This window comes from Thalassotalea psychrophila, assembly GCF_031583595.1.
In the GTDB taxonomy this organism is placed as follows: domain Bacteria; phylum Pseudomonadota; class Gammaproteobacteria; order Enterobacterales; family Alteromonadaceae; genus Thalassotalea_A; species Thalassotalea_A psychrophila.
The window spans coordinates 2621396-2635083 of sequence record NZ_CP134145.1; the positions used below are offsets into that span (position 1 = coordinate 2621396).

A 13688-nucleotide genomic window follows, 5' to 3' on the forward strand; every position below is an offset into this window, starting at 1 on the left:
TGATGCTAAATATTTGTTACTAAAACAAATGCTTTCTGCTTACATCCTATAGAAAAACGCTATATACCGATAACTTTCACTGAATTTTTGTCATAACCTATTTCAAATGTATAATTGGCCTGACCATTCTCGGTCGAAACAAAGGTACCGCCACCATTGATACTTTTTAAATCACCTGTAGAATTTTTACTAATGATTTTAAATTTGCTGCTGGCTACGCCTTGTTCAAATAGGCCATCATGCTTTAATATTATGCGGCCTTTTTTACCGTCAATGTCTACATTCATAACTTCATAACCAACAAAGCAAGCTGATGTTTCAGTTTTATAATTCATCAAATATTTGATCGATGAATCACCTGTAATGTGGCCACTATATGTTTGTTTTATTTGCGCATAAGATTGTTTACCGCCTTCATCAAAAACGATATGAGGCTCTTCATCCCATTGGGTTATTTGAAAAGTTCCGGTTAAAGTTTTACTCATCATTTACTCACTTATCATCCTAAATAATACAAAATAAAGGCATTGAACTTGATTAAACCTCAATGAAACCGTTTAAATACTGAACGGCCTTACCACTTACTAATACTCGATCAGGTAAAACATCACATTTTATCAAACCACCTCTACTTGAGGCCTGTAGCGCCATTAGCGAGGTAACGCGTAACCTAGATGACCAATAAGGGGCAAGACCTGCATGGATAGAACCTGTTACTGGGTCTTCATCTCCGCCATTGGCTGGCCAAAAGTACCTTGAAACAAAATCATAGTCATTTGCAGGGCTGGTAACTACAACATCATAAGGTGCTAATTGTTTTATTTTGACAGCGTTTTGTACAACACAGATCACATCTTCTTCGTTATCGTACACTGCAAAATAAGCCTGATTATTTTTAAGGACCTGTTGAGGGGTTATCGATAAACCATCTAATAATTCAGAAGGAATATGAGAAACTGGTTCTGGCATCATTGAAGGGAAATTCATCGTAATGAATTCATCTTTCATTTCAATATTAAAATCTCCAATCGCACCCGCATAAAATGTCAATTGGCTAATATTTTCATCTTTAGCGAACAATACAAATGCACTTGCTAATGATGCATGTCCACAAAAGTCTATTTCAGTTAAAGGCGAAAACCAACGTATATGAAAGCGACCGTCTGGTAACTTGATTAAAAATGCAGTTTCAGAAAGCATATTTTCAGTAGCAATAGATTGCATTAAATCATCTGTAAGCCATTGTTCTAACAATATTACGGCTGCAGAGTTACCTTTAAATAAAGTATCGGTGAAGGCGTTAATAAATTGAATATTTAGTTTCATGAATATTGGCGTACCCAACGGTTTATATTAAGGATTTTGAGTCCAGCTAAATTCCATTTGTTTGGCTGTTTTCTCTGCCAATTCAACTGAATGTAATTTACTGACTAAATGGATGCTCATATCTATACCGGCAGATATACCGCCCGAAGTAACTATTTCACCGCAATCTACCCAGCGCACATCTTCTACAACATCTAAACAAGGGAATTGTGCCCGTAAATCATTCATGTCTTGCCAATGAGTAGTAACTTGCATCTTACTTAAAACCCCTGCTTTGGCGAGTAAAAATGCTCCTGTACACACCGAGGCGGTTAAACATGATGTAGCTGATTGTTGCTTTATCCATTGAATAACATTTGGTTTATCCATTTCAGCATCATGCATACCGCCGACAATAATAAGTACATCAATATTGGGGTGGTCATCGAATGTGTAATTAGCCTGCACGGTATAACCTGCTCTGGCTTTCACTTGTTTGTTACGTTCAGATACTAAGAAGGTATTAAATGGCACGACATCACCAGCAATTCTTGCCGCAGTGGTAAATACTTCAAACGGCCCAGAAAAGTCTAATACTTCAGCATTATCGTAAATATAGATGGCAACATTGATCATAAAAAAATTCTTATAATTTTAGATAGTTATAAATTAACTTGTATGATTGGCTTAAGTAAAGAGGAATTTAAACAATTAACACGAGAATAAGTTCACACCACCAAATTGTTTAATATTGGCCATGCCCTCCCTTTGCGCCATCCATGGCCCGGGAGGATAAGCACTTCCGTGTGCAAAAAAAAGCCGGCTATTAAGCCGGCTTTATTTTCAAACATTTATAATGCTTATTTGTTTTGTTCTGCAAGGTATAACCAAGTATCTAATACTGAGTCAGGGTTAAGTGACACACTATCAATACCTTGTTCTACTAACCATGCAGCAAAGTCTTTATGATCTGAAGGACCTTGACCACAAATACCTACGTATTTACCGCGCGCTTTACAGGCTTTAATCGCCATAGAAAGTAATGCTTTAATGGCTGGATTACGCTCATCAAATAAATGCGCGATTAAACCAGAGTCACGGTCTAAACCAAGAGTTAATTGGGTTAAATCATTTGAACCAATAGAGAAACCATCAAAATGATCTAGGAATTGGTCAGCTAATAATGCATTTGATGGTAATTCACACATCATAATTATTCTTAAACCGTTTTCACCTCGAACTAAATCATTCTCAGCTAAAATTTCGATTACTTGTTCAGCTTCTTCAAGAGTACGAACAAATGGGATCATGATTTCAACGTTAGTCATACCCATGTCATTACGAACACGTTTAATAGCATCACATTCCATTGCGAAACATTCACGGAAGTTTTCAGAAATATAACGAGAGGCACCACGGTAACCTATCATTGGGTTTTCTTCTTCTGGCTCGTAAATATCACCACCAACTAGATTGGCGTATTCGTTTGATTTAAAATCAGACATACGAACAATTACTTTTTCAGGCGAAAATGCACAAGCAAGAGTTGAAATACCTTCTGTAAGCTTAGCGATGTAGAACTCTTTAGGTGATTCATAACCGGCAATAATGTCATCAATTTCTGCGCGTAAATCAGCAGATTCGTTAGCATAGTTTAATAATGCTTTTGGATGTACACCGATCATTTTGTTAATAACAAACTCAACTCGGGCTAGACCAATACCAGCATGAGGTAAGCGAGCAAATGAGAACGCTCGGTCTGGGTTACCAACATTCATCATCACTTTTAATGGAATATCTGGCATGTTATCAATTTCAGAGGTGGTAACAGAATACTCTAATTGTCCATCATAGATGAAACCTGTATCGCCTTCTGCACAAGAGACCGTTACTTCACTACCATTAGCAATTTTACTTGTTGCGTCGCCACAACCAACAACAGCTGGAATACCCATCTCGCGAGCAATGATTGCGGCATGACAAGTTCGGCCACCACGGTTAGTAACAATCGCAGATGCACGTTTCATGATAGGTTCCCAATCAGGGTCAGTCATATCAGTAACTAAAACGTCGCCAACTTGAACTTTATCCATCTCGTCAATCGAATCAAGAACTACAACTTTACCTTTACCGATTTTTTGGCCTATAGCACGTCCTTCACAAACAACTTTAGATTTGTCTTGTAACTGGAATTGCTCTAAAACGTTAGCGCTTTCACGGCTACGTACAGTTTCTGGGCGTGCTTGTACTATGTAAAGTTTACCGTCTAAACCATCTTTGGCCCATTCGATATCCATTGCACGACCGTAATGTTTTTCAATGATTACTGCTTGTTTTGCTAATTCTTCAACTTCTGCATCATTAATTGAGAACGTGTTTGATTGCGCTTCTTCAATATCTACGATATCAACTTGCTTGCCATGTTCTTGGTTATCGGCATAAATCATTTTTATAGCTTTTGAGCCGATATTACGACGAACAACAGCAGGTTTGTTATTAGCTAATGTTGGTTTATGAACGTAAAATTCATCAGGATTCACAGCTCCTTGAACAACCATTTCACCTAAACCGAAGCTTGAAGTGATAAATACTACATCTTCAAAACCAGATTCAGTATCAATGGTAAACATAACACCAGATGATGCTATATCAGAGCGAACCATGCGTTGAATACCAGCAGATAAAGCAACACCACGGTGGTCATAACCAGAATGTACACGGTAAGAAATAGCACGGTCATTAAATAATGAAGCAAATACGTGTTTAATAGCTACCATTACAGCGTCTAAGCCACGAACATTTAAGAACGTTTCTTGTTGTCCTGCAAACGATGCATCAGGCATATCTTCGGCCGTTGCAGAAGAGCGAACAGCAAATGATGCTTCCGCAGAGAACTCACCTGCTAATTGTGCATAGGCTTGCTCAATGTCTTTTTGCATAGCAGGAAGGAAAGGTGTATCGATAATCCATTGACGGATTTTCGCGCCAGAATCAGTTAAAGCTTGAATGTCATCAACATCAAGAACATCTAATTCAGCATAAATTTTGTCGTTAACGCCAGATTGCTCTAGAAATTCGTTAAATGCAAAGGCAGTTGTTGCAAAACCACCCGGTACTTGAACCCCTACGTTTGAAAGGTTACTTATCATTTCACCAAGGGATGCATTTTTACCGCCAACGCGTTCTACATCACCCATACCTAGATCTTGATACCAAAGTACATTCTCTTGCACGTGTTTCTCCTAACAAGAATAATCAAATTGTAATAAACGGTCATTATACAAATTTATTAATATAATAACCTGCAAAAATCGTCGACATTCTACACTGCATAAGGCTAAACTAAAACCACTTTGTAAGTTTTTATATTAGGTTACATAATGCGCGCAGCTTTTTACATTTCCGACGGTACAGCAATAACTTCCGAGGTTTTTGGACATGCTTTACTGTCACTTTTCCCGCTTGAATTCGAGCACATCACTATCCCTTTTGTTGAAACTATAGAAAAGGCTGAAGAAGTAAAGAAACAAATCAATCTAACTTATAAAAGAACAGGCGAAAAACCGTTTGTTTTTCATACGTTTGTAATACCAGAAACGAGAGAAGTGATTGACAGTTGTGATGGGATTATTTACAACTTTTTAGAGCACTTTATTGCCCCAGTAGAAGCACAGCTTGGAGTTCAAGCTAAACCAAAAGCACATCGCACTCACTCAATACATGAGAACAGTTATGATTTTAGAATTGACGCCGTTAATTTTGCCTTAGCTAATGATGATGGCAGTAAAGTTACAGACTACGAACACGCCGATGTAATTCTAGTAGGCGTATCACGCTCAGGTAAAACCCCTACCTCGTTATATTTAGCATTACAATATGGCGTTAAAGCAGCTAATTATCCATTTACTGACGATGACATGGATGAATTGAACCTTCCTCCATTTTTGAAGAAACATAAAAACAAAATATTTGGTTTAACGATTAAACCCGATCGATTACATGAAATTCGTGATGAACGTATGGCTAATTCAAAGTACTCTTCGGCCAGACAATGTCGTATGGAAATAAGAGAAGTTGAAAAGCTTTATAAAAAAGAAAGAATCCCGTTTTTAAACACTACAACTTTGTCAGTAGAAGAAATATCTGCGAAAATTTTGTCAGAAACGGGTTTACAACGATATAAATACTAAAATATCTTGTTAAAGATCATAAAATAAACAAAATTTATACCTGCCATGGAAAATTTTGCTTATAATTCATCCATGAATAAAACAAAAATTTTAACCATCCATGGTATTTTTGAATATAATTCGTCCATGAATAAAACAAAAATTTAGCCATCCATGGCATTTTTGCATATAATTCGTCCATGAATAAAACAAAAATTTTAACCATCCATGGTATTTTTGAATATAATTCGTCCATGAATAAAAAAACGGTTCCCTTAGGAGCCGTTTTTACCTATATTAGCGCCAGTTTAAGCATTATAAAAAAGACTTTACATGACTATTAGAACTGATGAGTTTCGTACCTCACTAATCGACCATTTAGTATCACCTGCACAACTTGCTCGTGATATACCCTTGTCTGATAAAAACGCCCAACACATAATCGATTCAAGAAACACCATTGAAAACATTATCAGCGGTAAAGATAAGCGTTTATTAGTTATAATTGGTCCATGTTCAATACACGATACTAGCGCAGCTTTAGACTATGCTGAAAAACTTAAAGTTTTACATGAACAATATATAGATGATTTATACATTGTTATGCGTGTCTATTTTGAAAAACCTCGTACTACGGTTGGCTGGAAAGGTTTGATAAGTGATCCTGACTTAGATAAATCGTTCAATGTAGAGAAAGGCTTGCACCTAGCACGTAATTTATTAATGCAAATTAATGATATTGGCTTACCTACTGCCACTGAATTTTTAGATATGGTTACGGGTCAATATATCTCGGATCTAATTAGCTGGGGTGCTATAGGAGCTCGTACTACCGAATCACAAGTTCATCGCGAATTAGCGTCAGCACTTTCTTGTCCAGTTGGTTTTAAAAATGGTACTGATGGTAACGTAAAAATTGCTATTGATGCTATTCAGGCATCTAGTGTGCCACACGTTTTATATTCTCCGGATAAAACTGGACAAATGTGTATTTATCGCACTACAGGTAATCCATTTGCCCATATAATATTACGTGGTGGCAAAGTTCCAAATTACTCTTTAGATGATGTAAACAGTGCTTGTGGAAAGCTTAATGACGCAAACCTAACACCTAGTATTATGATTGATTGTAGTCACGGTAATAGTGATAAAGATCACCGTAAACAAGTAAATGTTGCCCTAGATTTAGCTGAACAAATTAAAGCTGGTTCTACTGGGGTATTTGGTGTGATGATTGAAAGCTTCTTAGTAGAAGGCAACCAAAAAGTCATTGCTGAGCAGGAACTTGTGTATGGCCAAAGTATTACCGATGCTTGCGTTAACTTAGAGCAAAGCGAACAAATACTTAATATATTGCAACAAGCCATTCAAACTCGGTAACTAACATAAGTCAAACTGCATTTGTTGATAACACTCAGGGGATCAACAAATGTACGCTCTTAAAATGCCTACATTCATTTGATATATAAATCATTTATAACAACGTTAATAAATATTATAACAAAATACCAGCTGCCCCTTTATTTTTTAGAACGAATCGTTATAATCAAACTTCTTGTCGGAGTGCCAAAGTAACCACTGGTTATTTAGCTGAGATCGCATTTGCGGGATCCGTAGAACCTGTTCAGGTTAACACCTGCGAAGGAAACAAGGGGAGCGAAATATAGAATTCACCCTAAAATGTCTATTCTATCTCTACATTCTTACCTTTCTACACTCCGTCTTTTGTAATACCAATTCCAATAATTATCGTGACTTGGTAATAACTAATATTTATACAAAAGGCTTTTTAAATGAACAAACCTACTCGTCGTGAACGCCGTCAATCGGCTGAGCTGTTTTTATCTGATTTAAATAAACTTTCATTTCCCAACAGCAAAAAGATATACATCAACGGTGATATTCATCCAATTAAAGTTGGCATGCGCGAGATAGCCGTGGCAGACACCTTTGTTGGAGGCAGTGAAGAAAATCCAATTCTGGAGCCTAATGAAAGTATCCCTGTTTATGATACGTCAGGACCTTTTACAGACCCAGATATCAGTATTGATGTGCATAAAGGTTTGCCAAAATTACGAGCAGCTTGGATAAATCAACGTAATGATACCGAAGAGCTATCCAATGCTTCATCTGGTTATAGTCAGCAGCGCCTGTCTGACGAAGGCCTAGACCACATCAGGTTTGAGAGTTTACCTAAAGTAAAACGAGCTAAAACAGGCAAAAACGTTACCCAGATGCATTATGCACGCAAAGGTATTATAACCCCGGAAATGGAATACATTGCTATACGAGAAAACTTAAAACTAGCTTCACTTTCCGATGAAGTATTGCTACAGCAACATAAAGGTCAGGGGTTTGGCGCACAAATACCCGAACAAATCACTGCTGAGTTTGTTCGCGAAGAAGTTGCCAGGGGTCGTGCTATTATTCCAGCCAACATTAATCACCCTGAAGCAGAGCCAATGATCATTGGCCGTAATTTTTTAATTAAAGTTAATGCTAATATTGGTAATTCAGCGGTTTCTTCATCTATTGAAGAAGAAGTAGAAAAACTTGTTTGGTCAACCAAATGGGGGGCAGACACAGTAATGGACTTATCTACGGGGCGTTACATCCATGAAACCCGCGAATGGATCATTCGTAACTCCCCTGTCCCTATTGGTACCGTGCCTATTTACCAAGCGTTAGAAAAAGTAAACGGTATTGCCGAAGACTTAACTTGGGAAGTATTTCGCGACACCCTTATTGAACAAGCAGAGCAAGGTGTTGATTATTTCACGATACACGCTGGGGTTTTATTACGATATGTGCCAATGACGGCTAAGCGCTTAACTGGCATTGTGTCTCGTGGCGGCTCGATTATGGCTAAATGGTGTTTGGCTCATCATCAAGAGAATTTTTTGTATACCCATTTTGAAGAAATTTGTGAGATATGTAAGCGTTATGATGTGTCTTTCTCTTTAGGTGACGGTTTACGTCCTGGCTCAATTCAAGATGCCAATGATGAAGCTCAGTTTAGTGAATTACGCACGTTAGGCGAGTTGACTAAAATTGCTTGGCAACATGATGTACAAGTGATCATCGAAGGCCCTGGTCATGTACCTCTGCATATGATCAAAACCAATATGGAAGAACAAATTGAGCATTGCGGCGAAGCGCCATTTTATACGCTAGGCCCTCTAACGACTGATATTGCTCCGGGATATGATCACATAACCTCTGGCATAGGTGCAGCCAATATTGGTTGGTATGGCTGTGCAATGCTTTGTTATGTTACGCCAAAAGAGCATTTAGGTTTACCTAATAAAGAAGATGTTAAAGAAGGCTTAATTACTTATAAAATTGCCGCCCATGCTGGTGATTTAGCTAAAGGTCACCCCGGCGCCCAAATTCGTGACAATGCATTGTCAAAAGCTCGGTTTGAATTTAGATGGGTAGACCAGTTTAATTTGGGTTTAGATCCAGACAGAGCTCGAGAATATCACGATGAAACCTTGCCGCAAGAATCTGGTAAAGTCGCCCATTTTTGCTCTATGTGCGGGCCAAAATTCTGCTCGATGAAAATTAGCCAAGATGTTCGTGACTATGCAGCAAAGCTTGAACGGAATGAGCTAATCACCATTAAAATGCTTGATGAAACAGTCACCTTTAATAAAGCTGAACTTGAACAAGGCATGGCTGAAAAATCGGTTGAATTTAAAAGCACCGGTAGTGAAATTTATCACCAAGTTAAATAAGGCCAAATGTCGTGAGTAGCAAACATATCGCAATTATTGGTGCTGGTTTACTTGGTCGTTTAACGGCTTTAACGCTTACTGAACAAGGCTATCAAGTAACATTATTAGATAAAGATAATAAATTGGGCCAACAAAGTGCAGCTTACGCTGCTGCGGGTTTGCTAACACCATTAGGCGAAGCAATGCACAGTGATGCCAGTATTGTTGAAATGGGCTTTGAATCATTGCAACTTTGGCCGAAGTTATTAGCCAAGTTAGATGGTTATACCTACTTTCAACAAACCGGTAGTATCATCGTAAGTCACGAGCAAGACATTGGTGATTACCAACGTTTTGCTCGTTTCTTACAAACACACTATCCTCAGCATCCGTTGCAAACGTTAAACCGACAGCAGTTATTGCAGTTAGAGCCGGAGCTGGGCCGCAGTTTCAAGCAAGGTATTTATTTACCAGAAGAAGGACAAATTGGAAATCGAAAGTTACTTGTTGCCTTGCAGCAACAACTAGAAAAATTGAATGTTTCATGGATTGAACATGCCGATGTCACTTCAATATCTGATGAAAGTACCATTTGTACACTCGGTTATAAATCCGCTGACAAACATCAAACGCTTGATTGCAATCTTATTATAGATTGTCGTGGTAGTGGTGCACGGCTAAATACCAGCCACAACGATGCATTTCCTCTGCAAGATTTACGCGGTGTTCGTGGTGAATTGTTCCAGTTGTTTGCTCCAGAAGTAAAGTTACAACGCCCTATTCGCTTAATGCACCCTCGTTACCAACTCTATATTGCCCCTAAAACCAAAGGCTTTTATGTTGTTGGCGCAACTGAAATTGAAAGCGATGACTGTTCAGCGATGACCGTACGTTCGTCACTTGAATTGTTGAGCGCAGCATACAGTGTACATCCTGGTTTTGCTGAAGCTAATATCCGTCAGCATGTTACTCAGTTGCGACCGGCATTTAGTGATAACAAACCACAAATAAGCGTATCTAAACGATTAATACAGGTTAATGGCCTATATCGTCATGGTTTTTTAATTGCGCCAGTCGTGTTGGAGCAAGTAATGCAGGCTGTAGCTCAAAGGTACGATACTAAACATAACACGGCACAGAGCTGTAAATTTCAACAGCTATTACCAATAAGAAGTGATAATGAAATTATACATTAATGGTCAATCATTCCCTCTGACCAAAAATGGGAATACCCTTGAGCAAGCCATAAACCAATATATGGATAGTCAAAACAAATCGTTGGATTTAAGCTTTGCCGTTGCTTTAAACGGAAATTTTATTAGCAAAGATGATTATGCTCAAACCAAGTTAAATGACGGCGATAGCATCGATGTGTTATTTCCGATCCAAGGAGGGTGACAAATGTCGTTAACGATATACGGTCAACAACTTAACAGTAGATTATTAATTGGCAGCGCTCTTTATCCCTCTCCTGAAATAATGAAGCAAGCTATATTAGCCAGTGGCTCACAAGTGGTGACTTTGTCACTTAAAAGGCAAAACCCAAGCGAACTCAGTGGCGCAAAAAATTGGCAATACATCCAAGATATTGTTAAGCAAACAAACGGTTTTTTATTGCCAAATACTGCAGGTTGTAAAACCACTAAAGAAGCCGTTACCTTAGCAAAAATGAGCCGTGAATTATTTAATACTGATTGGATAAAGCTTGAAGTTATTGGTGATGACTATAATTTGCAGCCCGATCCATTGGAATTATTAAGCGCAACCGAACAACTACTTGCCGACGGTTTTAAGGTATTGCCCTATTGCACCGATGATTTAGTGTTGTGCCAAAGGTTATACGATTTAGGGTGTCAGGTTATCATGCCATGGGCTTCACCAATTGGTACCGGAAAAGGCTTAATGAACCCGTATAATTTAGAAACTATTCGACTTCGTTTACCCGATGCAACGCTCATTTTAGATGCGGGAATTGGTAAGCCTTCAGATGCATGCATAGCTATGGAAATGGGCTATGATGGTGTATTATTAAATAGTGCCGTTGCCCTTGCTGATAACCCGGTATTAATGGCAAAAGCCTTTGCTAACGCTCTGATCTCAGGCGAACAAGGCTACCTTGCTGGTGTTATGGCTGAGCGACAAACAGCCCACCCTAGTACGCCAACATTAGATCAACCATTTTGGCATCAACCAGGAAGTAATTAAGATGACTTATCCAACTATTTGGAGCATTGCCGGCTCTGACTGCACTGCCGGCGCAGGTATTCAAGCTGATGTTAAAACTATGCATAATTTAGGCGCTAACCCATGTACCATTGTTACGGCAACTACAGCTCAAAACAGTAATGGTGTTATCGCCATTAACCCGGTAAGTGAAGACATTTTAACCTCGCAATTTAATGCACTGATTAAATCATCTACACCAAAAGCGATAAAAATTGGCATGTTGGCCAATATTGGCCAAGTCAAATTAGTAGTAACCTGGTTAAAAGTCCTAAAAAACGGGTCCGAACAAACTCCATTCGTCGTTTATGACCCTGTGGCCATTGCCTCTAATGGTGACGCATTGACCGACGAAGATATTTTACCAACCGTTAAGGCTGAATTATTTCCTTTAGTTGATTTAATTACCCCAAATGCAGGTGAAGCCCAGCATATAAGCAAAGAATATATTATTGGCTGGGATAGCGTTCATAGTATTGCCAAACAGTTTATCAACTCAGGTATTAACAACGTGATTATTAAAGGCGGTCATGTTGATGTCGATTTAGAGCATTGTGTTGATCACTGCCTGAGTGCTGATAACTTAGAACAGCATAGCTATTGGCTGGCAAGCCCTCGAGTTGAAACACAAAACAGCCATGGTAGTGGATGTACGTTTGCATCTGCAATGGCGACCTTTATCGCGCACGGCTATCACATCAGAGATGCATTTATACTTAGCAAAGCGTACATTAACCAGGGTTTAGCTGTTTCAAAAGATCAGCCCGGTTGTCATGGTGCTATTCATCAAGGCAACTTTCCTACAACTTTGTCTGATTTTCCGCAAGTACTTGTAAATGATTCTCCTCTAGCCCAGGCAATAGATTGGCAACAAGACAGCGCAAATAGTTACATCTCTGGTTTCAACAATTGTGAGCACACTCCACTTGGTTTATATCCAGTAGTAGACTCAACTGTTTGGATTGAACGTTTGTTAAAATCAGGTGTAAAAACCATACAACTCAGGGTTAAACACTTAACCGACAATGAATTGAAAGCAGAAATAAAAACAGCTATCAGCATAGGCAAGAAATATAATGCACAAGTATTTATAAATGATCATTGGCAACTTGCAATTGAATTAGGCGCTTATGGTGTACACCTTGGCCAAGAAGATATTGGACACGCAAACCTTACGGCAATTAAAAACGCTAATATTCGACTAGGTATAAGTACACACGGCCATTACGAATTATTAAAGGTTAAGCAAATGGCACCATCATACCTTGCTGTTGGCGCAATATTTACTACCAAAACCAAAGATATGACCGGCCAAATCCAAGGGCTTACGGCACTACAACAAATCAATCAACTGGTCGGCGAAATACCTCTTACCGCCATTGGCGGTATAACCTTAGACAACGTAGAGTCTGTTCTTGCTACCGGAGTCAAAAGTATCGCCGTTGTTACTGCCATCACCGAAGCAGATGCTCCTGAACACGTCGTTAAAAGCTTTAATCTTGCGTTAAAGGCGAACTAAAATGGCGTTAAACAACAAAGAAAACCAGCGTTACAGTCGCCATTTATTAACACAAAACATAGGCGAGCAAGGGCAATTAAAGTTAAAGCAGGCAAGCATTTTAATTGTCGGTGTCGGCGGCCTTGGTTGTGCGGCTAGTCAATATCTTGCAGCAAGTGGTGTAGGTAAAATAACTCTGGTCGATCATGACAAAATTGAATTAAGTAATTTACAGCGGCAAATATTGTTCAAAACAAATCACCTTAATAAAAACAAAGTTGAAGTGGCGCAAAATCAATTATCTGGGTCAAATCCTATGATTGAAGTTATTGCTATTAATCGCTCGATACTCACTTTTAGTGAAGAGCAGTTTAACCCTTACGAGCTAGTACTGGATTGCACTGATAATTTTACCGCGCGCCAATTTATTAATGAGTGCTGTTTAAAAGCGAAAGTACCAGTACTTTCTGCAAGCGCCATTGACGGCGAAGGCCAGTTAATTTTCTTTGACTTTTCAACCCCTGATTCACCTTGTTATAAATGTGTATTTCCCGGTAAATTGCAAAGTTCTGTAAACTGTTCAACCTCCGGTGTACTTAGCCCTCTTCTAGGAGTGATCGGCAGCATGCAAGCCAGTCAAGCAATAAAAATATTGATTGGTATGAATGTTACTGCGGGGCAATTAACCAGTGTTAATTTATGGGATTTCAGCTTTCGACAATTTACTGTCCACAAGCAGGTAGAGTGTAAAACGTGTAGCGTAATTAATTAACAGCA

The 13688-nt window shown here is 38.8% G+C and carries 12 protein-coding genes and 1 riboswitch; of the genes, 8 read left to right on the forward strand and 4 right to left on the reverse strand.

What is annotated here, in order from left to right; genetic code table 11:
- Positions 1 to 59: 59 nt before the first annotated feature.
- From RGQ13_RS10685 to ppsA, 4 genes are all read right to left on the reverse strand, one after another.
- On the reverse strand, positions 60 to 488 hold the full coding sequence (locus RGQ13_RS10685; protein WP_348389737.1) for a DUF3224 domain-containing protein: 429 nt from the start codon (positions 486 to 488) through the stop codon (positions 60 to 62).
- A 49-nt stretch (positions 489 to 537) separates the two neighbouring features.
- Positions 538 to 1326, reverse strand: coding sequence for a PhzF family phenazine biosynthesis protein (locus tag RGQ13_RS10690; RefSeq protein WP_348389738.1), 789 nt, complete (start codon positions 1324 to 1326; stop codon positions 538 to 540).
- Positions 1327 to 1353: 27 nt separating this feature from the next.
- A complete protein-coding gene (locus RGQ13_RS10695) occupies positions 1354 to 1941 on the reverse strand; it encodes a DJ-1/PfpI family protein (RefSeq protein WP_348389739.1) in 588 nt (195 codons plus the stop codon).
- 224 nt (positions 1942 to 2165) lie between these two features.
- The gene (gene ppsA, locus RGQ13_RS10700; protein ID WP_348389740.1) at positions 2166 to 4538 is read right to left on the reverse strand and encodes a phosphoenolpyruvate synthase; all 2373 of its coding nucleotides are present in this window, start codon (positions 4536 to 4538) and stop codon (positions 2166 to 2168) included.
- Positions 4539 to 4685: 147 nt separating this feature from the next.
- On the opposite strand from ppsA, the gene ppsR reads away from it, so the two are divergent.
- The 8 genes from ppsR to RGQ13_RS10740 all read left to right on the forward strand — a co-directional run bounded on the left by ppsR (position 4686) and on the right by RGQ13_RS10740 (position 13683).
- A complete protein-coding gene (gene ppsR, locus RGQ13_RS10705; RefSeq protein ID WP_348389741.1) occupies positions 4686 to 5495 on the forward strand; it encodes a posphoenolpyruvate synthetase regulatory kinase/phosphorylase PpsR in 810 nt (269 codons plus the stop codon).
- Between the two features lie 312 nt (positions 5496 to 5807).
- The gene (locus RGQ13_RS10710; protein WP_348389742.1) at positions 5808 to 6854 is read left to right on the forward strand and encodes a 3-deoxy-7-phosphoheptulonate synthase; all 1047 of its coding nucleotides are present in this window, start codon (positions 5808 to 5810) and stop codon (positions 6852 to 6854) included.
- Between the two features lie 169 nt (positions 6855 to 7023).
- Positions 7024 to 7138: riboswitch (TPP riboswitch) on the forward strand.
- Between the two features lie 129 nt (positions 7139 to 7267).
- Positions 7268 to 9211, forward strand: a complete 1944-nt coding sequence (gene thiC, locus RGQ13_RS10715; RefSeq protein WP_348389743.1) for a phosphomethylpyrimidine synthase ThiC — start codon at positions 7268 to 7270, stop codon at positions 9209 to 9211.
- A gap of 11 nt (positions 9212 to 9222) precedes the next feature.
- Positions 9223 to 10386, forward strand: coding sequence for a glycine oxidase ThiO (gene thiO, locus RGQ13_RS10720; RefSeq protein ID WP_348389744.1), 1164 nt, complete (start codon positions 9223 to 9225; stop codon positions 10384 to 10386).
- Positions 10370 to 10588: a sulfur carrier protein ThiS gene (gene thiS, locus RGQ13_RS10725; RefSeq protein ID WP_348389745.1), complete on the forward strand. Its 219-nt coding sequence runs from the start codon at positions 10370 to 10372 to the stop codon at positions 10586 to 10588. Before thiO ends, thiS begins: the two co-directional genes overlap by 17 nt.
- A gap of 3 nt (positions 10589 to 10591) precedes the next feature.
- Positions 10592 to 11395 carry a thiazole synthase gene (locus tag RGQ13_RS10730; protein ID WP_348389746.1) on the forward strand — a complete coding sequence of 268 codons (804 nt, stop codon included), beginning with the start codon at positions 10592 to 10594 and terminating at the stop codon, positions 11393 to 11395.
- Between the two features lies 1 nt (position 11396).
- Positions 11397 to 12932 (forward strand): thiamine phosphate synthase, encoded by a 1536-nt coding sequence (gene thiE, locus RGQ13_RS10735; protein ID WP_348389747.1) that lies wholly within the window; start codon positions 11397 to 11399, stop codon positions 12930 to 12932.
- A gap of 1 nt (position 12933) precedes the next feature.
- Entirely contained in the window at positions 12934 to 13683 is a 750-nt protein-coding gene (locus RGQ13_RS10740; protein WP_348389748.1) for a HesA/MoeB/ThiF family protein, read from the forward strand.
- The last annotated feature ends 5 nt before the right edge of the window (positions 13684 to 13688 follow it).

Bases quoted from the DNA above. Each gene is read 5' to 3' on its own strand.
- RGQ13_RS10710 (WP_348389742.1), top strand. From the start codon at position 5,808: ATGACTATTAGAACTGATGAGTTTCGTACCTCACTAATCGACCATTTA.
- RGQ13_RS10690 (WP_348389738.1), bottom strand. From the start codon at position 1,326: ATGAAACTAAATATTCAATTTATTAACGCCTTCACCGATACTTTATTT.
- RGQ13_RS10730 (WP_348389746.1), top strand. From the start codon at position 10,592: ATGTCGTTAACGATATACGGTCAACAACTTAACAGTAGATTATTAATT.
- RGQ13_RS10685 (WP_348389737.1), bottom strand. From the start codon at position 488: ATGATGAGTAAAACTTTAACCGGAACTTTTCAAATAACCCAATGGGAT.
- ppsR (WP_348389741.1), top strand. From the start codon at position 4,686: ATGCGCGCAGCTTTTTACATTTCCGACGGTACAGCAATAACTTCCGAG.
- thiS (WP_348389745.1), top strand. From the start codon at position 10,370: ATGAAATTATACATTAATGGTCAATCATTCCCTCTGACCAAAAATGGG.
- thiE (WP_348389747.1), top strand. From the start codon at position 11,397: ATGACTTATCCAACTATTTGGAGCATTGCCGGCTCTGACTGCACTGCC.
- RGQ13_RS10740 (WP_348389748.1), top strand. From the start codon at position 12,934: ATGGCGTTAAACAACAAAGAAAACCAGCGTTACAGTCGCCATTTATTA.
- RGQ13_RS10695 (WP_348389739.1), bottom strand. From the start codon at position 1,941: ATGATCAATGTTGCCATCTATATTTACGATAATGCTGAAGTATTAGAC.
- thiC (WP_348389743.1), top strand. From the start codon at position 7,268: ATGAACAAACCTACTCGTCGTGAACGCCGTCAATCGGCTGAGCTGTTT.